The sequence below is a fragment of the Mycobacterium sp. ML4 genome (assembly GCF_054515735.1).
The window spans coordinates 32984-51213 of the sequence record NZ_JBTNSY010000026.1 but is presented as its reverse complement, the minus strand read 5'-3'; the positions used below and the strand labels follow the sequence as shown (position 1 = coordinate 51213).

Sequence of the window (18230 nt, the reverse complement as noted above, 5' to 3'; positions counted from 1 at the left end):
CATAGCATGCCACCTTTTCGATATATGTCAAACCCTATGGCATGATGGGGTTCATGCCCAAAGCCCTGCCGGTGATCGACATCTCCGCGCCGGTATGTTGTGCACCCGTGGCAGCGGGCGCGATGAGTGACGAGGACGCGTTGCAGGTCGCGCTGCGACTCAAGGCGCTGGCCGACCCGGCGCGGGTGAAGATCATGTCCCTGCTGTTCGGTGCGACCGGAGACGGATGCAACAGCGGGGAGTTGGCCGCGGCGATCGGAGTCAGCGAGTCCACGGTCAGCCACCATCTGAGTCAATTGCGAAACGCCGGACTGGTCGAGTCGACGAGACAGGGCACCAGTGTGTATCACCGCCCGCACCGCGCTGCCGTGGCCGCACTGGTGATGGTCCTCGACCCGGAATGCTGCAGCTAGAACAGCTTTCAGAGACTCGCCGGGTCCGGCAACAGCTCGGCGATGAGGTCTTCCACCCGGCCCCTGATCTGATCGCGGATAGGCCGCACCGCTTCCACACCTTTGCCGGCGGGGTCCTCGAGCACCCAGTCGCGGTAGCTCTTGCCGGGAAAGAACGGGCAGGCGTCTCCGCAGCCCATGGTGATCACCACGTCCGAGGCCGCCACCGCGTCCGCGGTCAGAATCTTGGGGTTCTGAGTGGAAATGTCGATGCCGACCTCCGCCATGGCGGCCACCGCAGCGGGGTTGATCGCGTCCGCAGGCGCGCTGCCTGCTGAGCGGACCTCGATGGCGTCACCGGCCAGCGCCGAAAGGAACCCGGCGGCCATTTGGGAGCGACCGGCGTTGTGGACGCAGACGAACAGTACGGACGGTTTGGCGCTCATCGGTATCAACATAAACGTCGCGCCCTTACGGGCGCGCGCGGCGCATCCGGGATACTCGGCAGGTGACAGGAATGGGTGCATGACGGACCGTCCGAAAGTCTCGCTCTATTTGCGCAGCTACAGCGACGACCCGTACGTGGACTGGAATGCCACACTGGGGACGGCCCGCGCCATGGATGCCGCGGGTGTCGATCGCGTCGTGGTGTCCGACCATGTGGTGTTCGGCGAGAACCTGGACGCCTACGCCGATCCGGCGGTGGGAGGGACCACCGGTGGCCGACAACCGACCGGTCCCGACGGCCAGTGGTTGGAACCCCTCATCCTGCTGACGGCGATTGCAGCGACGACCACGCGGATCCGCCTGGGCACCTCGGTGCTGCTGGCAGCCCTGAGGCGCCCCGCCGTGCTGGCCAAGCAACTGGCCACCATGGACGTGCTGTCCGGCGGGCGAGTGGACCTGGGTGTGGGAATCGGCTGGCAACGCGAGGAGTACCACGCCGCCGGCCTGCCGTTCGAGCGCCGCGGCCGTCTGCTGGACCACACGCTCGAGGTGTGTCAGACGCTGTGGACTCAGCAGCGCGCCACCTATAGCTCCCCGGAGCTGTCGTTCGAGGGCATTCATCAGATGCCGAAGCCCGTTCAGCCGGGCGGACCGCCCATTTGGGTCAGCGGCACCGTCAACCCGGCCGTTGCCCGCCGGTTGAGCCGGTTCGGCAAGCGCTGGATCCCGTGGGGCCCGGCGATCACCGACCTCGGCAGCGCTATCCCGGCGATGAAGCGCGCGATCGCCGACGCCGGTACGGACCCGGGCGGTCTGCAGGTGCAAGGATCGGCGGCCTTGGTGAAAGGGTCCGATCGCAGAATCGACGTGCGGGCTTCCGTTGCCGCGGTTGCCGGCATGGTGGCCGAGGGCGCCACCGACATTCGGTTCTCGGGGTCGCTGCCGCCGGATTACGAACAGGCGCGTGAGGTGTTGGGCGAACTGGTCAGCGCCTTCCGGGAAGTCACCGACTGACTCAGATCGCGGCAACCAGCTTGCTGTACTGCGGGCAATAGGCACGGACCGAGATGGCGACGAAGTCGTCGGCGTGGTCGGCGAACGCCGGACTGCTCGACCTGAACTGCGTGGCCACCTCTTGCACCGTCATCCCCTGTCCGATGTTCTGACACACCGTCTTGCCGTTGAACACTGCGGCCTGCGGGTTGGCGAATGCGATGCCCTTCTCGTTGAGCGCGGCGATGTAGCGGTCGTCCTGGTCGGGCGTCGAGGCGATGGTCGTGGTCGTCGCCGGTGCCTTCGTCGTCGCCGGCGCGGCCGTGGTGCCGCCGGTTTGGGAGGCGTTCTTGGACGTGTTGCTCTTACTCATCACCCAGCCCGCGACCACGATCACAACGGCCAGCGCCAGACAGATCAGCAGGACCGTCGCGGCGCGGGTCCACGCGGTGGTCCAGGACTGGTCGACGTCGGCCTCGTCGGGTGGCACGGCGGGGTTCGCCCCGCTCGGGCTGCGCCCGGCGGCCGCGGCATCCTGGATATCCGGCACCTCGTTACCGCGCGACCAGGCCAGGTTTGCCCCCGTCTCGCCAGCGTTGTAGTCACCACCTCCGACCGGGTCGACCATGGGGTCATGCTAGTCGGCCCGGCCCGGCCTCAGGTCAGGTGGCGGTTGCGCCAGCGGGAGAGTCGGCCGCTCGGTGATTGAATCGCCGCCATCACCGAACTCATCGAAGACGCCACCGACTTGGCGTGCTCCCGTGGGTGCGCCGCGGGAACCGGCGGCGCGTCCCCGACCCACCAGGTCGGCTGCAACAGCGCCGACGTCACCGGGATCGCACGGTCGACGCTGGCCCGTCCCCACCGATACGCGCGGTCGATGGCCGTAGTCGACGGGGCCAGGTTGATCGGCGACAGGGTGGGCTCGAAACGGACCAGATGGTCGGCGTAGGGCAGGTTGCGCAGCATCTGAAGCTGGATCGCCTGCAGGATCGGGGCCAGCCACAGATGCCGTGAATCCCATTGTGGGTGAAAGCAATCGAACGCCAGATAGCACGCGTTGCGGGTGCCGAGTTTGCCGTCACGGACCCGCTTCCACGCCAGTTCGACCGGCACGTTGCTGGCCGCGCCGCCGTCGACCAGTGCCGCGATATCCCGCTCGGCGAACAGGTCCTCCAGCAACGGCACCATCCGGTCGTCGCTCGTTTCGTGGTGCAGCACACCAGGAATCGACGACGAGAACGACGCCGCGTCGAGCACGTCGAAGTCGAGTGCCGGGTCGTCGCCGCAGACGACGATCGGCTTGACCACGCGCAGGTCGATGAATGCCGACACCTGCCACATCCGCGCCGCCACCAGTGGCCCAATCCCGATGGGGCGGAAGGGGAGCGAGCGAAATTGCAGCGCCGCCAGCTCGGGACGGCGGAACCTCGAGGGCAGTGCTGCGTACGGCTGCCGGCGCACACCGGCGACCACCACGTCGAACGGTATGGCCAGATCCGACATTCGCATGCGCTCGCCGTCTTCGCGGCTGAGCAGTGCGTGGGCGAACTGGTCGAAGCGCAGCGCGAACAGGCCGGCCATGCCGTGGCGGCGACGCACCCGTTCCGGCCCGAGGATCGCCCGGTAGGACACCGTTTTGGCCCAGGCCACGTACTCCTCGATGGGGACCGGCAATTCGCGAGCCACCAGGCTGCCGATGATCGACCCGAACGACGAACCGATCAGGTAGTCGGGCACCTGGCCGGCTTCCAGCAGTCGCGCCATGCCGCCGATGTAGACGAACCCCGCACCGCCGCCGCCCCCGAGGACGGTGACGAGCTTCTTGTAACCCACCTCGGCGTCGAGTTCGGCGGCCGAGAAATCGTTGCGGTGGCGGTCGATGAGTACCTGCCGCTGATCGTCCTGGTCGTCGGTCAAGCCGGCCAGGATCTCGCGGGCCGCCGTCAGCGCCTTGATCTGGTCGGGTTCCTCACGCAACGGCGCGAACAGGGCATCGACCACCCTGGACCGCCACGGTCCGACCTCCGCGCCAATTGCGATGTCGCCGCGTCCGCGACCGCCGCCCGGACCTGCGGCCCCAGGTTCGAAATCGGCCAACCGGGCGAAGTTCAGGATGTAACGCAGTTTCCGCACTTGCTCGCCGCTGAGCACATCGGGGTTGGCCAGGTGGTGGCGCACCAGGCGGCTTTCCATCTTCTGCAGCACCAGCGCGGGGTCGGCCGACGGCAGGTCGACGGTGTCCAGCGCGGCATCGGTGGCTTTGGTCTCGTCGTCTTCGAGGTCCTCCAGGACGGGTGTGAGATCAAACTCGGGCACGTGGCGTCCCCTGCGAGGCCCGAAACGGCCCCGCAGCACGTCGGCGAACGGGATCTCCATGAGGAATCACCCTCTCATGGGCAGCTCCCGGTCATGACTACCGTCCGGGGACGGGCACCGTGGGCATTGCCGCGGCGCCCGGCCAGCACCCCAGCGGGCTGATGCCCTTGTTGATCGCGGCTGTGATGCAGTTCTGCACAACCACGTTGGGGTCGTTGCTGATGGAGCGCGACAGGATCTCGTTCGCTTTGGCCTGGGCTTCGGCCGTGCGCTGGGACTCCACCGCGATCGAGGTCTGGGCGCGCTGTTGATTGAGCTGGTTGATCTTGTCCTCGGTGCCTTGGTCGTACTGGATTGTGGGCACGTTGATGTCGAAGATGTCGACTTGGCCGCCGACGTCCTGGCGCATCAGGTCAGCGGCGCGCTTCGCCAGGTTCGGCAGTGGGGAGACGTCGAGGTTCTGCGGGTCCAGCGGATTGAACGCGGCGAACACCTCGTTGAGGGCAACCGACAGATTCCGCTCGATCAGATTCACGCGCACGTTGTCGAAAGTCTTGTACTGCTGGAAGAGTTCGGGTGCGGCGTGCTGTTTGAGCTGCCAGCGGATGCTGACGTCCGCCCAGGCGGTGGACTGGTTGCCCAGCCGCACCATGATGCGCTCGTCGTGATTGCCGTCCTTGACATACTTGTCGATCTGCACCGCACCATCCATCTGATGGGTCATCTGCCAGGGCCACTTACCGTGGAATCCGTTGTTGAGACTCACACTGGTCGGGCGGCCGAAGGTGGTGACGATGGCGATCTGGCGGGTCCCCACGATGGTGAAACAGCCCAGCAGGAATACCAGGACGGCGGCGGCCACCGCCCCGAGCGCGACCGTTCGGCGGCGGCGTCGAGTTTGATCGTTGCGAGTCAAGACCCAACCCAGGGCCGCAACACCTGCGACGGCCAGGCAAAGCACGAACAACACGATCTGCCACGTCATCCCTACACTCCTTCTCAGCTGTGTGGGAAGACTCTAAGCTGCGGGCCATGGCTATCGACCGTGCCGCGCTCGTTGCGGGCAGCATTCGCCTCGCCTCCGGCATTTCATTCCTCGTCGATCCGATCACGGCGAACAAGCTCTGGGGTGACCCGGACGACCAGACGCCGACGACGCAACTGCTGTTGCGGTCAATGGGCTACCGCGACGCACTGATCGGCGGATTGCTCGCCACATCGGCGTTGCGCGGCAAGAACACTCGCGGCTGGTTCCTGGCTTCTGGCGGCGCGGACGCAGCTGATCTGCTGGGCGGTTTGTCCGTGCACGGTCAACTCAAACGTTCTCAACGGATTATCGGTCTCGGAGGCGCGATTATCGGTGTCGGCGTTGGGCTTTGGGGTGCGGCGCGCCCGGTTAAGCGGGATGTGCAGATGCCCGCCGACGCCTAGTTCCAGGGGCCGATGCCGCCCACCTTGTCGATGCGGATGCGGGTGAGGAACCCCGGCGGAGCACCGTCCGGCGGAAACACGTCCGGGTCCGACAGCGTCCGTGCGAGCTCTCTCAGCAGTTCCGGCGCACCGCCCTCGACGATGCGCGCCGTCCCGTTGATGGCGAGGTACGGCCGCATGTCGCCGTGCGGGTCGTCGGTCGAGACGACGGTGACCGCCACGCGGGGATCGCTGCGGACGTTGCGCACCTTCTTGTGCTCGGCCAGGTGGGCGGTGACGAGTTCGTCGCCGTCGGGCGTCGACTGCAGGGCGACCCAGACCAGGCTCACCTGGGGACTGCCGTCGGGATTGAGGGTGACCAGCGTGGCGTCGGTGCCGTTGCCGATGAATTGACGTGCCGCGTCGTTGAGCTTCATGCGTTGTTCTACGGCGGCAGTCCGGGAATAATTCCCTCCCGGGGGCACTTCTCGGTACGGTGGACCGACGAGAGGGAAAACATGCGCTTCGGGGTTCTGACCTTTATCACCGACGAGGGGATCAGCCCCAGCGTCCTGGGCCCGGAACTCGAGCAGCGGGGCTTTGATTCGCTGTTTGTCGCCGAGCACACTCACATTCCGGTCAGTCACAACAGCCCCTACCCCAGCGGCGGCCCGATTCCGCGCAAGTACTACCGACCGCTGGATCCGTTCATAGCGTTGACGGCGGCGGCCGTCACCACCGACACGCTGCTGTTGGGAACGGGGATCGCATTGCTCCCGCAACGGGATCCGATCGTGACGGCCAAAGAGGTCGCGTCGCTGGATCTGGTGTCCGGGGGCCGATTCGTGTTCGGGGTTGGTGTCGGATGGTTGCGGGAGGAAATCGCCAACCACGGCGTCGATCCCGCGGTGCGCGGCCGGGTGGCCGACGAGCGACTGCGGGCGATGATCGAGATCTGGACCCGGGAGCAAGCCGAGTTTCACGGTCGGTACCTAAATTTCGACCCGATCTACAGTTGGCCGAAGCCGGTGACCAAGCCCCACCCGCCGGTGTACGTGGGCGGGGGACCGGCCATCTTCAAGCGCATCGCCGAGTTCAATGCCGGGTGGATCGCGCTCAGCCCGTCCCCCGATGTGCTGGCGGGTCCCATCGAAGAGCTGCGTGCGGTCGCCGGTGTCGACGTCAAAGTGACCGTGTGTCAATGGGGTGACGCCACGGCCCAAACGCTGGAGGGATACGCGCCGCTGGGTGTGGAGCGGGTCTTGCTGGAGTTGGAGACCGTGCCACGTGACGAGACGCTGCGTCATCTCGACGAACTGGCAGCGCTGGCGCAATTACGCTGAACCCTCAGGATAGAACTATCCGCAACCGCTCCCAGCCCCGCACCGTCGAGGTGGGCGCCAGCTTGAGGCTGTCGTAGTCGATCTCCCATTGCGGCCAACGGTTGAGTAGTTCGTCCAGCGCGACCCTGCCTTCCAGGCGCGCCAGATTGGCGCCGAGGCAGTAGTGCACGCCTTTGCCGAACGTGAGGTGAGAAACGTTGTCGCGGTGCAGATTGAAGGTGTCAGGATCCTCGTAGCGCAACGGATCCCGATTCGCGGATCCGAAGAGCAGCAGGATCGCGCTGCCGGCGGGCACGGTTTTGCCGTAGCTCTCGAAGTCGCGGATCGTGTAGCGCGCGACGTGCGGGCCGGTCGGTTCGAAGCGCAATGTCTCGTCCACCGCGCGCGTCAACAGCGAGCGGTCCTGGGCGACTTCGCGACGCTGATCGGGGTGTTCGGCGAGCACCTTGGCCAGCCAACCGATCAACCTGCCGGTCGTTTCATTGCCGGCGCCCGCGACGACCTGCGTATAGTGCAGCACCTCCTTGCGGCTGAGCTTTCTCGTCACCCCGGTTCCATCCTCGAACTCGACGTTGAGCAGCTCTGTCATCAGGTCGTCCGAGGGATTCTTGGCTCGCCAGTCGACGTAGTCGGCGTAAATGCGGCCGTCGGCGATCGAATCGGGGTCGGTCACCTTCATCGGCGTGCCGGGTTTGGTGCGCAGGTTGGCGTCGTTGGCGTCGCGCACACCGATCTGGTCGTCCTCGGGGATGCCCAGCAGCATGCCGATGACACGCATCGGCATCATGGACGCAAGTTCGGCGATGATGTCAAAACCGTCCGAGCCCACCAGGGGATCGAGGCAGCGCACGCAGTAGGCCCGGATCTGGTCCTCGATGGCGGCCATCCGGCGCGGAGTGAACACCCGCGACATGACCCCCCGCAACATGGTGTGGGTGGGCGGATCTTCGAACATCATCACGCCGGGAGGCATGGGAAACTTGGATTGGATCAGTTCCAATATGTCACTTCGGCTGTTGGAGAACGTTTCCCAGTCTGACAGCGCTTTCTCGACGTCGGAGTGGCGGGAGATCGCCCAGAAGTTATAGCGCTCGTTGTAATACAGCGGCGCCTCGCTGCGCAGCCGGGCGTAGGTGGGGTAGGGGTTGGCGGTGATATTGACGTCGTAGGGGTCGTAGTACACGTCGGTGTCCGAAGTGATGGTCATGCCAAGTCCTTTCACTACTTCAGGCAACTTCCCGCGTCGACAGGCAGCGTGACGCCGGTGATGTAGCGCGCCTCGTCGGAGGCCAGAAGCCGCACCGCGTTGCTGATGTCCTCGGCATTGACCCACGGGACCCGCCGCACATTAGCCTTGAGGCCGGCCGCCGAACCGGTGCGCACGATCGAGCCGTCCCGTTGGAAAGCAGATGCGGCACAGCGGCTTTCACCGACTCCAAACTCCGGCGAGATCGACGTCGATCATCTCCTGCCACAGGTCTTCGGCCCTCCGGTCCAGCCGGACGCCACCCGTGCCGATATCGGCGTGGGCGACTTTGCTACTCGGCCGGGCATCGGCGACCTCTCGTTGAGTAACTAGGTTACAGTCGGTAGAGTAACCGCGTTACCAACACTGGGCAAGGTTTGGGGCAAGGGTGAGTGTGGTCCGTGCGGCAGCGGCGAACGGCGAAGCCGGTCGTTCTGGCGACCGCGTCCTGGACCTGATTCTCGACGTGGTGGTCGAAATCCTGGAAACCGAGGGGTATGAGGCCGTGCAACTGCGCGAGGTCGCCAAGCGGGCGCGTACCTCGTTGGCCACCATCTACAAACTTTTCCCCACCCGGGACGCTCTGATACTGGCCGCCCTCCAGCGGTGGATGGACGAGAACCGTTATGCGGGCCTGACGTCGTACACGCGGGGGTCCACCGAATCGATCTACGACGGCCTGAGCCGGCTTTTCCGAACGATCTTCGAGCCTTGGGAGCGTCATCCTGACATGCTGCGGGCATACTTTCGCGCGCGCTCGGCTCCGGGAGGACAACAACTGGTGAGCCGCGGCCTGGACGCGGTGGTGCCCGCGGCGATGGCGGTGCTTGCCGATGCCGAACCTGACCTGATCGAAGAGGTGCCGCCGATCGTGTCCAACCTGGCCTACGGCCTGGTCGCGCGATTTGCTGCCGGAGAAATCCCCATCACCGAAATCCTCCCGACGCTGGACCGCGCCCTGTTCCGGCTGACGGCTAACGCGGCGCGAGGATGAACGTTGGTCCGCTTCTGGTACTTCTGGAAATCGGCATAGAGATCGACTGGTCGAGGCCACAACGCAGCGCGATCTTCATCCAATCTGCCCGTTCCGAGTCCGCAAGATTGTTGGCCTTTGACGTGAGTGCGGGTCGAATCCCGATCACGAAGTTGTCGCCGTCGCACCGGTAGAGCAGCGGAGGGTGACGAGCTTGCCGGACTTGCCGCCACGGTGCTCGAGGAGCAACGGCGGCACCGGGTTTTCGGAATCCCGAGACGATGCCCCAGTTGTTTTCGCTCCGCCAGTTGGTCAGCTTGCAGACCGCGACGTCGGTAACAAGAATTTCGGCATCGATCGTTCACGCGTCAGGCGGTCACGAAGCGGTGGCGTACCGGCGGACCAGTTGGCCGTCGCGGAACGTGTCCGAGTGCTGTTGACCGTTCTTGTCGCGGCCGAAGAACGTCCATCGAGTCGAACCTGCTTGCGGAGTGCTGATCATCCTCACCTGGTAAGGGAGATGGTCAGGAGCCACCGTGCCAATGGTGTCACCTACCCGGATCTCCGACGGGTGAATCTCGGGTGCATCGCACCAGTTTTGTGTGGCCATGCTTCCATCCTCCCCTATACCGTCGGTAACCGTCGCCTATCACGATTCATGACCCGGGTTTGGACGTCTCTTGAGGTGGCGTACCGTCATCGATGAGTCTTTTCGTTGTCAGCGATGGTGACCGGTAGTTCGCTACGGGCCGTGCCTCAGGGCAATGTGATTCCTCCGCCGTTCCGCAGCCGCGAGACGACGATGCCCAGCATGAAGGAACAACCTCGTGAACCCCGCAGTCCTGCCTGTGACAGGCCACCAGGCCGCCCTGACCTGCGGTCCGGCCCGCCGATGAAGACGGGCCGGTGAGTTACTCGCTGGGGGCGCGACGTCACTCCACCCCGATCCGCCTCACGCTGGCAAGCGAGCTCGGGCACGAGATCGACGGCGCATGGTGGCCCCGTACCGACCGGATCGGTGTCGAGTTGCCCGAGTTGATCCTCGCGCTTCGGGCACGACTCGGCGAGATCACCGACATCGCGGTGAACTGGCCGCCGCTGCAGCGGCCGCCTGACTTGAACTGGCAGGGCTGGCAGCACAAGCAGCAGCACGTGATGACGGTGACCGGTGCGGACGCCCTGGCGAATGTGCTGATCGTCCCATACTCCACCAACGGCACGCTCGCGCTGATGATGTTGCGGCTGGCCGCCGACCTGCCCGTCGCCGCCCCCCACCGCGACACGGTGCCGTTTCAGACCGCAGGTTCGATCTTGTATGCCGCGCGGCAGCAGCGTGCGGCGGACGCCGACGCAGGGCGGGGGTTGCTCTCCCGCGATGGCGTCAGCTGCACCGGTCCAGTAGTGACCAACGGCGACGCTCGGATTCAGTGAGTTCCTCAGATGTGACCGCTCCGAAAGCGGCGACCGCATCGGCGAATTGCGACGGTGCAGTGACAATCCGGTCGAAGCGTTTTTCAGTGCCGGAGTGGCTCAGTTAACCATCCTCTGTCGGCCCGCCGCAGCCGATCGACCGGCGTACCCAGTCGTATTCGCGGCGCGCGGTCGAATAGTTCTGCGTAGCGGTGCAGATAGGAAAGGATGGCGCGCCTACCAGGTGTCGGGTGGCGCTGATGGCCAGACGGACGCCCTGGATAGTGCGCGGGACCGTGTCGAGATTGCCGCTATGGCAGTGATCGGTGCCTACGCCACGACCACTACCGCAATCTCGACGGCACTTGCTACGCCGCGCAGGGAGCACGTCGCGCTCCGATGGGGCGAAGAACCCGTCCCTATCGGGTCCGATCTGCTGCCTCGTCGAAGCCGGCGTCGAAGTGCTGGCCGACCTGCGCGGCGTGTATGTCGGATCTGTCCCGCACGTGACGTTCTGGGCGACCTGCCCGGGTGGCACCAGACATCAGCGCCGAACTGGCTCAGGCGCTGCTGAGATTGCCGCCACGGTCGTACATGCCGCGATGACGCGACCATGACGGCAATGTGGGTGCCGCGTGCTCTAGCGGAAGCGGTCCAGGACCCGGCGCACCAAGCCCTCGGACTCACCCGTGGGAGGCTGCCGGTTCACATAGGGCCAAGGGTGATTGCGCTCGGGCACCGAGCCGGCCCGGGCCTGTTTGAGTTGCATGCGTAGCTGCTGTCGCAGCTGGTGCAGCTCTGGGTCGGCCCAACGGTTCTGCGCCTCAACGGGATCGGCGGTCAGGTCGTAGAGTTCCCACTGGTCGTCGATAGGATCGGTCCGGTATGCCTCGCCACCGATCCCGTTGGCGGCCAGGTGGCGAACGCCGGGCTCGGTCCAGGTGGCCGGGTCGTCGAAGGTGCGGACCAGTTTCCACAGATGCCCCGAGCCGCCATCCTCGTCCGGCACCCGCACGATCAGGCCCTCGAAGTTGGAGGCCACGTGCGCAGGAACCTTAATCCGAAGTGGCGCAGGCGGATTCACGTCGCGGCCCAGTTGGCGGGACAGCGCCGACGCCCCGGTGTCGCCTTCGAGCACATTGTCGCGGGTCATCAGGTAGACGGCGCGCTCCTCGTCGGCAGGTGCGCCGTCAACGACAGGCATCAGGTCGCGTCCGGGCAGCGGGTGCACCTCGGAGAACGACTCGGCAAGCTGCGCGGCCACCGCCTCGACGTCGACGCCGGCGGCGCCGAGCAGCGTCGGCACCAGATCGACGTGCGATGTCGGTGCGGTGACGGTGCGCGCCCGGGTCGCGTTCGCGCCGACCCGGGCGATGACGAAGGGAACCCGGGTGGCCTCGTCGTACAGGTTGAACCACTTCTGGTGCAGGCCGCCGTGTGCGCCCAGCAGATCGCCGTGATCGGAGGTGCGCACCAACACGGCGTTGTCGGAGCCGCCTTCGGTGACGGCGCGGCGCACCCTGTCGATCGGCGTGTCGACCTCGGCGTGCAGCCGGTAGTACAAGTCGCGGTAGCGCTGCGCGTTGCGCTGGTAGCTACGTCTGACCGCGGGAGAAGGTCCGTATCCGGAGTAGTAGGCCTCCCGGAAGGCGATCTGCGCTGCCGGCTTGGTCGACAGGTCCTCCTCGGCGGTCGGCGGCGCCGGAACCGGCGGCGGGTCCAGCTCAGAGGACGCAATGGGGCTGCGCCGCACCCAGGCCGGGAACAGGACGATGTCATGCGGGTTGACGAAGCTGGCCACCAGCAGGAACGGCCGCAGCGCTCGCATGTCACCGGCACGGCGCCGCGCATAGCGGTCGCCCAGCCATGCCACCACCCGGTCCGCGATCAACGGGTCGCGGCGGTACCCGCTGTTGGCGTTGCCTGCGCCGTGCGGTTCGGGTCCCACCCAGCCGGAGAAGCCGTAGGCATCGAGCCGGTCGGCGTCGAGGTAGCGCTGTACGGCAGCCGCATCGACGACGCCGTCGTCATCGTTGGTCGCCAGGGATCCGCCGGTCGCCGGGTCTTCAAGATCGGCGTGGGAGATGTGCCACTTGCCGTCGTAATGGGTGTCGTAACCGGCCGCGCGGAACCAGTTGCCCAGGGTGGGCACTTCGCCGGCGCGCAGCCAGCGCAGCCGCGAATCGTCGAAGCGCTTGCCGATGCCGTCGGTCTGAGTCACGCCGTGCAGGTCCGGATACTGACCGGTGAACATGGTCGGCCGGCTGGGCACGCAGGCCAGCGACCCGGTGTAGTGCCGGCTGAAGCTGACACCGTGCTCGTCGAACCAGCGACGGCCGGTCAAGGTCCGCTGGCGCCAGGCCAGCAGGCCCTCTGACTCGTAGGGCGGTACCGCGCGCTCCTCGTCGGTCATGATGATGACGATGTCGGGGCGCTCAGACATGCGTGTTCTCCATTCGTCGGGCCAGCCCGGCGAGCAGCGCATCGGACTGTTTGGCCAGGACCCGCAGTGCAACCCATTCCGCCATCCGCGCCGGCCTGCCGGTCCCGACCTCGACCGTGCTGATCAGCGCGACCGCCGTCTGCGCACCCACTGGTCGCAACGTCCAGCGGTTGGCGACCTTACGCAACCGGGTGGGCAGGCCCTCGATGTCATAGGCGAGGGTCGTAGGCGGGTCGAACTCGGTGATCCGCTCCACCAGCGTGTTGGGACCCACCTGCACCCGGCGGGTGGTGCCCACGGCCCCGCCGTCGGGACCGTGCCGGAGTACGCAGGAATGGTCGACGCCATCGGCCCAGGAACTGAGGGCTCCGAAGTCGGCCAGGACGTCCCAAATCGCCTGCGCTGGGGCCATCACCGTTCGGCTGCGGCTGATATCTCCCACCCCGTCATCCAACACCATGGTCGCATTTCTGTCGGGCTTCTCGACACCCTGCCCCTGAACTTCACAGGTCACGGTGCTGTCGGAGATGCGCTGTCGCTACGGTAATGGGCGACCAGTCATCGATCGGGACGAGAAGGCGGCACAGCACGCAATGTATGACCAAGCCAACTACGACGCGACGGATCCCGCCGACGTCGGTTCACGCATCGACCCGGTCCTGGCCCGGAGTTGGCTACTGGTCAACGGTGCGCACGCCGACCGGTTCGAGGCGGCGGCTCACTCCCGCGCCGACATCGTGGTTCTGGACATCGAGGACGCGGTGGCGCCCAAGGACAAGGGCAGCGCCCGCGAAAACGTGGTGCGGTGGCTGGCGGCCGACAACAGCGACTGGGTCCGGGTCAACGGCTTCGGCACCCCGTGGTGGGCCGACGACCTTGCACAGCTGGCCGACACCCCGGTGGGCGGGGTGATGCTGGCGATGGTCGAATCGGTGGACCATGTCACCGAGACTGCCAAACGGCTGCCGAATGTGCCGATCGTGGCTCTGGTTGAAACTGCCCGCGGGCTGGAACGCATCACCGAGATCGCGGCGGCCAAAGGCACCTTCCGCCTCGCATTCGGGATCGGTGACTTTCGGCGCGACACCGGCTTCGGCGAAGAACCGGCCACCTTGGCCTATGCCCGGTCGCGATTCACGATCGCGGCCAAGGCAGCCGGGCTGCCCAGTGCGATCGACGGGCCCACCATCGGCTCCAACCCGCTGAAACTGATCGAGGCGACCGCGGTTTCCGTCGAGTTCGGAATGACCGGCAAGATCTGCCTGTCGCCTGACCAATGTGTCGTGGTGAACGAGGGCCTGTCCCCGTCGCAGGATGAAATCGGTTGGGCCAAAGAGTTTTTCGCGGAGTTCGAGCGTGACGGCGGAGAGATCCGCAACGGATCGGACCTGCCGCGCATCGCCCGAGCCACCAAGATACTCGACCTGGCGCGCTCGTACGGCATCGTCGCGTCGGAATTCGAGGACGAACAGGTGCACTCCCCGGCTCCGTCGGACACCTATCACTACTGATCGGGCGGTGCCAGAGTGCCCGGGGTTCGCATCGAACGGATCTACTCCGACCTCAGCCCGCAGGACGGGCAGCGCGTCCTGGTCGATCGCATCTGGCCACGCGGCATCCGCAAGGGCGACCCGCGGGTCGGCATCTGGTGCAAGGACGTCGCGCCGTCGAAGCAGTTGCGGGAGTGGTATCACCACCAGCCTGAGAAGTTCGATGAGTTTGCCTCGCGTTATGAAACGGAGCTCGCCGGCAGTCCGGCACTGGCAGAGCTTCGCGAGCTCGTCCGGCGTGGGGTGGTCACCCTGGTGACGGCCAGTCGCGACGTGCAGGGCAGTCATGCGACTGTCTTGGCCAAGCTCCTCGGGGGCCGCTGACGCACGTGAGACCATCGACAGATGCAGCTGGGATTGCATGCGCTGGGAATCGGAGCCGGCGCCGAGAGGACTGTGATCGACGCTGTCGCCGCCGCTGCGGATAGCCACGGGTTCGCGACCTTGTGGGCGGGCGAACACGTCGTGATGGTGGACCGTTCCGAGTCCCGGTACCCGTACTCGCGCGACGGCGTCATCGCCGTTCCCGCGGACGCGGACTGGCTGGACCCGATGGTTGCGCTGAGCTTCGCGGCCGCGGCCAGTTCGCGGATCCGGTTGGCTACCGGGGTACTACTGTTACCCGAGCACAACCCGGTGATCGTGGCCAAGCAGGCGGCCAGTCTGGACAGGCTGAGTGGCGGACGGTTGACGCTCGGAGTGGGCGTCGGCTGGTCCCGGGAGGAATTCGAGGCACTCGGCGTGCCGTTTGAGCGGCGGGCCGCGCGCACCGCGGAGTATGTCGCAGCAATGCGCACGTTGTGGCGCGAGGACGTCGCCTCATTCGCCGGGCAGTTCGTCGGCTTCGACTCGATCCGGGTCAACCCCAAACCTGTTGCTCGACGTCGGATTCCGGTCGTTATCGGTGGCAACAGCGACGCGGCGCTGCGGCGGGTGGCCACCTGGGGCGACGGCTGGTACGGATTCAACCTCGACGGCGTCGGGGAGGTACGGGACCGCGTGTGCCTACTCAGCGAGATGTGTACCGAACTGGGGCGTGACCGCAGCGGGTTGCGACTGGCGGTAGCCTTGGCCGAACCTCGGGTCGGCGACCTTGATGCGCTTGCCGCGTGTGGCATCGACGAGGTGGTGCTGGTGCAGTCGCCGCCAGACACTGCCGATGCGGTACCGGCCTGGATTTCGGCATTGGCAGACGAATGGGGCTCGGCGCTGTGAATGACAATCTGCTTCCGCGAGAGCTGGCCGACCTGCCCGCGCACATTCGCGACGTGCCCGCCCCCCCGATGCCCGAGGTGCCCCCGCCCTATGGCTGCCGGTTGGCTGATCCGGAGCTCGACGCGGAGATGATTGCCGAGTGGATGAGCAGGCCTCACTTGCGACGGGGGTGGGCGCAGGCATGGCCGGCGGCTCGGTGGCGCGAGTACCTGCGCACCCAACTCGACGGCACCTACTGTCGGCCCTTCATCGGCAGCATTGCCGGGCATGATCATGGCTATGTTGAGTTATACAGGGCCGCAAAGGATTTGATTTCGACCGTGTATGAGTGCGATCCGCGCGACCTCGGTGTGCGGCCGGCGCTGGCCGACCTGGAAGTGCTCGACCGGGGAATGGTGCTGCTGCTGTTGCCGCACTTTGTGGCCAGCGCGTTCAATGCCGAACCGGAGTGCCGGCGGATCATGTTCGATCCAGACCACCGCAACACGCTGCTGCGGGACTTCTGCGAGAACGGTGGCTGTGTCTTCCTCGGCGAACACGACAGCGTCAACCGGCGGCGGGCGCTGTATGTGTTGCCGCGCACCTTGGACGACGTGCCCCGGCTGCGCGATCAATAGTCGTACTCGGCAAGTGGTGTTTCCGGGATGCGCTGCAGGCCGTCCAGCGACATGGCTGCCGGCACCATCTCGCTGGTGACCAGCCCGTGGCGGGTCGTCAGCTCGTCGATGATGTCGAAACTGCGTGCGATGGCGTCGGGAGTGTCCACCACGATGGTCATCAACGGGACCTTACGGACCAGCTGGAAAAGCTTGTCCCCGTGCGGCTTGTGGTCGCCGTGAAAGCCCCAGATGCCGCGCAGTACGGTCGCGCCCCGCGCTGTCTTGGATCGCATCAATTGCTGGACGATCGCGCGGTGAATCGGTTGTGCCTCTTGGTGTTCTCCGTCGGCGGTGTGCACCATCAGCTTTTGCCACAGGGTGCGTCCCTGGTGGTCGGTGGGCGGTAGCTCCTGCGGGCGGGCGAACAATTCGCCGTCGCGTTTGCACAGTCGCACCCGTTCGACGGTCAGCAGCGGGTTGGGCAACAGGGTCGCGAGTTCGGTGGCCGCGGCGGAGACCTGCGGAGGCAGTCCGATCCCGATGATCATCTGTGGCACGTTGACGTTGCGGCCGAAGAATCTGGCTCGCTGGCGGCGGCCGTACGCCGTGCCGTCCACCCCCAGAAGCACTGTCCCACCGGCGAATCCGTGACGATACAGCAATTCGCACACCGCTTGATGGGCCGGCTTTCCGGCAATGCGTACCTGACGCCCCACGTACACGGTCAGTTTGGCGGCGTCTCCGGTCCGGCTGTCGATCTCGCTGAGCGCATCGGTGCCGCTGTGTTTGGTGATCAGGCGCGCACGTTCCAGGGTCACCAGCCCATGGCCTGTCACGGCGGTGACATCGTCTACCAGGGCGCGGATCTTCGATTCGACGTCGACGGCGACAATCGTCACCGGAGGGTCCTCGGACAGGCTCAGCGACACGTCGCTGTGCAGGCCGCCGGTGGGCCCGAAACTCGCGACTCCGCGCATCATGACGCTGGTGGCCACCCCGCGCGCGCCGAACAGGTCCAGCATCTCGTCGGCCAGGAATCGTCGTGGCTTGCCGACGGCACGCTGACGCTCGCCGAAGTAGGCGGTCAGCTTCAGGCTCTTTTCGCTCATATCAGCCCCGCGATCGAATGTCCCAGCAACACCGCACTTAGTCCGAGCAGGACGCTGACGGCGATGTTGGCGAACGCCGCCGGCAGCTGACGCTCCTCGCCGAGGCGTTGCGTCTCCAGCATCCAGGTGGAGAACGTGGTGTAGGCGCCGACGAACGCGGTACCGATCAACAGCGACACGTCCTTGGGCAGAGCCAGACTGGTGAGAAACCCGAGCAGGGCGGCGCCGCTGATGTTGACGGTGAGCGTGCCGTAGGGGAATGGCCGGCCCACCCGCCGCGCCACCGTCCGATCCACCAGAAACCGGGTCACCGAACCGAGGCCGCCGATCAGCATGACTCCCAGCCAGACCAGGGCCGTCGTCATCGGATGCGCACCCGCCGCACCAGGGCGGTGGCCAGGTACACCGCGAGGAGTCCCAGCACGATGCTGATGACGGTGTAGGTGACGGCCAGAACCCAGTGACCGTGTTCGACCATTTTGATGGTCTCGACCTGCATTGTGGAGAAAGTCGTTAAGCCGCCGCATAATCCGGTGCCCAGAAGCGGACGCCGATAACTCGACAGCGGCAGTCGCTCCAGCAGTCGGGTGGTGAAGTAGCCCACCAGGAACGCGCCGAGGATGTTGACGACGAACGTGGGCCACGGCCAGCGCGCCGGGTCGGGGACGGCGAGGGTGGCCAGCGCGGCCCGTGCCAGCGAGCCGAGCGCGCCGCCGGCGAAGATGGCCGCCAACTCCCGATAGTCAGGCCGTGCCACGGGCTGTTTCCTTCCGGTGTGCCA

21 protein-coding genes and 2 pseudogenes are annotated in these 18230 nt (G+C 66.1%); 10 read left to right on the top strand and 13 right to left on the bottom strand.

The features are described 5' to 3' along the window. Positions 1 to 53: 53 nt before the first annotated feature. A complete protein-coding gene (locus ACX9NE_RS24395) occupies positions 54 to 413 on the top strand; it encodes an Rv2640c family ArsR-like transcriptional regulator (protein ID WP_459364157.1) in 360 nt (119 codons plus the stop codon). An 8-nt stretch (positions 414 to 421) separates the two neighbouring features. Here the strand turns inward: ACX9NE_RS24395 and ACX9NE_RS24390 are convergent, their stop codons facing one another. Further along, positions 422 to 838: an arsenate reductase ArsC gene (locus tag ACX9NE_RS24390; protein ID WP_459364158.1), complete on the bottom strand. Its 417-nt coding sequence runs from the start codon at positions 836 to 838 to the stop codon at positions 422 to 424. A gap of 79 nt (positions 839 to 917) precedes the next feature. On the opposite strand from ACX9NE_RS24390, the gene ACX9NE_RS24385 reads away from it, so the two are divergent. Next, the gene (locus ACX9NE_RS24385) at positions 918 to 1853 is read left to right on the top strand and encodes a TIGR03619 family F420-dependent LLM class oxidoreductase (protein ID WP_459364159.1); all 936 of its coding nucleotides are present in this window, start codon (positions 918 to 920) and stop codon (positions 1851 to 1853) included. Position 1854: 1 nt separating this feature from the next. Here the strand turns inward: ACX9NE_RS24385 and ACX9NE_RS24380 are convergent, their stop codons facing one another. From ACX9NE_RS24380 to ACX9NE_RS24370, 3 genes are read right to left on the bottom strand one after another with little or no spacing between them, the layout of a single operon-like run. Next, entirely contained in the window at positions 1855 to 2460 is a 606-nt protein-coding gene (locus ACX9NE_RS24380; RefSeq protein ID WP_459364160.1) for a DUF732 domain-containing protein, read from the bottom strand. 29 nt (positions 2461 to 2489) lie between these two features. After that, positions 2490 to 4211 carry a patatin-like phospholipase family protein gene (locus tag ACX9NE_RS24375; protein WP_459364161.1) on the bottom strand — a complete coding sequence of 574 codons (1722 nt, stop codon included), beginning with the start codon at positions 4209 to 4211 and terminating at the stop codon, positions 2490 to 2492. Positions 4212 to 4248: 37 nt separating this feature from the next. Continuing rightward, positions 4249 to 5136 carry an Rv3090 family protease gene (locus ACX9NE_RS24370; protein WP_459364162.1) on the bottom strand — a complete coding sequence of 296 codons (888 nt, stop codon included), beginning with the start codon at positions 5134 to 5136 and terminating at the stop codon, positions 4249 to 4251. A gap of 47 nt (positions 5137 to 5183) precedes the next feature. Here ACX9NE_RS24370 and ACX9NE_RS24365 point away from each other — a divergent pair, with 47 nt between their 5' ends. Further along, complete coding sequence (locus ACX9NE_RS24365) at positions 5184 to 5582, top strand: DUF4267 domain-containing protein (protein ID WP_459364163.1); 399 nt, start codon at positions 5184 to 5186, stop codon at positions 5580 to 5582. Here ACX9NE_RS24365 and ACX9NE_RS24360 read toward each other — a convergent pair. Next, positions 5579 to 5998 carry a PPOX class F420-dependent oxidoreductase gene (locus ACX9NE_RS24360; protein ID WP_459364164.1) on the bottom strand — a complete coding sequence of 140 codons (420 nt, stop codon included), beginning with the start codon at positions 5996 to 5998 and terminating at the stop codon, positions 5579 to 5581. The two genes, ACX9NE_RS24365 and ACX9NE_RS24360, sit on opposite strands and share 4 nt — an antisense overlap. 81 nt (positions 5999 to 6079) lie before the next feature. Between ACX9NE_RS24360 and ACX9NE_RS24355 the strand changes: the two genes are divergently transcribed. Further along, on the top strand, positions 6080 to 6904 hold the full coding sequence (locus ACX9NE_RS24355; protein WP_459364165.1) for an LLM class F420-dependent oxidoreductase: 825 nt from the start codon (positions 6080 to 6082) through the stop codon (positions 6902 to 6904). Positions 6905 to 6908: 4 nt separating this feature from the next. On the opposite strand, the gene ACX9NE_RS24350 is transcribed toward ACX9NE_RS24355, so the two are convergent. Further along, positions 6909 to 8111 carry a cytochrome P450 gene (locus tag ACX9NE_RS24350; protein ID WP_459364166.1) on the bottom strand — a complete coding sequence of 401 codons (1203 nt, stop codon included), beginning with the start codon at positions 8109 to 8111 and terminating at the stop codon, positions 6909 to 6911. A 14-nt stretch (positions 8112 to 8125) separates the two neighbouring features. Then, positions 8126 to 8227, bottom strand: a pseudogene (locus tag ACX9NE_RS24345) (SDR family oxidoreductase); the annotation flags it as partial. A gap of 317 nt (positions 8228 to 8544) precedes the next feature. On the opposite strand from ACX9NE_RS24345, the gene ACX9NE_RS24340 reads away from it, so the two are divergent. Beyond that, the gene (locus tag ACX9NE_RS24340; protein WP_459364206.1) at positions 8545 to 9144 is read left to right on the top strand and encodes a TetR family transcriptional regulator; all 600 of its coding nucleotides are present in this window, start codon (positions 8545 to 8547) and stop codon (positions 9142 to 9144) included. A gap of 355 nt (positions 9145 to 9499) precedes the next feature. Here ACX9NE_RS24340 and ACX9NE_RS24335 read toward each other — a convergent pair whose 3' ends face one another. Continuing rightward, a complete protein-coding gene (locus tag ACX9NE_RS24335; RefSeq protein ID WP_459364167.1) occupies positions 9500 to 9733 on the bottom strand; it encodes a hypothetical protein in 234 nt (77 codons plus the stop codon). A gap of 296 nt (positions 9734 to 10029) precedes the next feature. On the opposite strand from ACX9NE_RS24335, the pseudogene ACX9NE_RS24330 reads away from it, so the two are divergent. Continuing rightward, a pseudogene (locus tag ACX9NE_RS24330) lies at positions 10030 to 10470 on the top strand (DUF5994 family protein); the annotation flags it as partial. A gap of 703 nt (positions 10471 to 11173) precedes the next feature. Here ACX9NE_RS24330 and ACX9NE_RS24325 read toward each other — a convergent pair. Together ACX9NE_RS24325 and ACX9NE_RS24320 are read right to left on the bottom strand one after the other, a co-directional pair. Further along, positions 11174 to 12976 carry a sulfatase-like hydrolase/transferase gene (locus ACX9NE_RS24325; protein ID WP_459364168.1) on the bottom strand — a complete coding sequence of 601 codons (1803 nt, stop codon included), beginning with the start codon at positions 12974 to 12976 and terminating at the stop codon, positions 11174 to 11176. Further along, positions 12969 to 13436, bottom strand: coding sequence for an SRPBCC family protein (locus ACX9NE_RS24320; RefSeq protein WP_459364207.1), 468 nt, complete (start codon positions 13434 to 13436; stop codon positions 12969 to 12971). Before ACX9NE_RS24320 ends, ACX9NE_RS24325 begins: the two co-directional genes overlap by 8 nt. Positions 13437 to 13569: 133 nt before the next feature. Between ACX9NE_RS24320 and ACX9NE_RS24315 the strand changes: the two genes are divergently transcribed. The 4 genes from ACX9NE_RS24315 to ACX9NE_RS24300 are packed head-to-tail and all read left to right on the top strand — an operon-like array spanning position 13570 to position 16358. Next, on the top strand, positions 13570 to 14487 hold the full coding sequence (locus tag ACX9NE_RS24315; protein WP_459364208.1) for an HpcH/HpaI aldolase/citrate lyase family protein: 918 nt from the start codon (positions 13570 to 13572) through the stop codon (positions 14485 to 14487). A 15-nt stretch (positions 14488 to 14502) separates the two neighbouring features. Continuing rightward, positions 14503 to 14850, top strand: coding sequence for a DUF488 domain-containing protein (locus tag ACX9NE_RS24310; RefSeq protein WP_459364169.1), 348 nt, complete (start codon positions 14503 to 14505; stop codon positions 14848 to 14850). 21 nt (positions 14851 to 14871) lie between these two features. Beyond that, a complete protein-coding gene (locus tag ACX9NE_RS24305; protein ID WP_459364170.1) occupies positions 14872 to 15741 on the top strand; it encodes an LLM class F420-dependent oxidoreductase in 870 nt (289 codons plus the stop codon). Further along, positions 15723 to 16358 (top strand): GNAT family N-acetyltransferase, encoded by a 636-nt coding sequence (locus ACX9NE_RS24300; protein WP_459364171.1) that lies wholly within the window; start codon positions 15723 to 15725, stop codon positions 16356 to 16358. Before ACX9NE_RS24305 ends, ACX9NE_RS24300 begins: the two co-directional genes overlap by 19 nt. Here ACX9NE_RS24300 and ACX9NE_RS24295 read toward each other — a convergent pair. The 3 genes from ACX9NE_RS24295 to crcB (ACX9NE_RS24285) are packed head-to-tail and all read right to left on the bottom strand — an operon-like array spanning position 16352 to position 18206. Then, positions 16352 to 17449 carry a DUF190 domain-containing protein gene (locus ACX9NE_RS24295; RefSeq protein WP_459364172.1) on the bottom strand — a complete coding sequence of 366 codons (1098 nt, stop codon included), beginning with the start codon at positions 17447 to 17449 and terminating at the stop codon, positions 16352 to 16354. The two genes, ACX9NE_RS24300 and ACX9NE_RS24295, sit on opposite strands and share 7 nt — an antisense overlap. Next, positions 17446 to 17814: a fluoride efflux transporter CrcB gene (crcB, locus tag ACX9NE_RS24290; protein WP_459364173.1), complete on the bottom strand. Its 369-nt coding sequence runs from the start codon at positions 17812 to 17814 to the stop codon at positions 17446 to 17448. Before crcB (ACX9NE_RS24290) ends, ACX9NE_RS24295 begins: the two co-directional genes overlap by 4 nt. Then, complete coding sequence (crcB, locus tag ACX9NE_RS24285) at positions 17811 to 18206, bottom strand: fluoride efflux transporter CrcB (RefSeq protein ID WP_459364174.1); 396 nt, start codon at positions 18204 to 18206, stop codon at positions 17811 to 17813. The genes crcB (ACX9NE_RS24290) and crcB (ACX9NE_RS24285) overlap by 4 nt, the downstream gene beginning before the upstream one ends. Between the last annotated feature and the right edge of the window lie 24 nt (positions 18207 to 18230).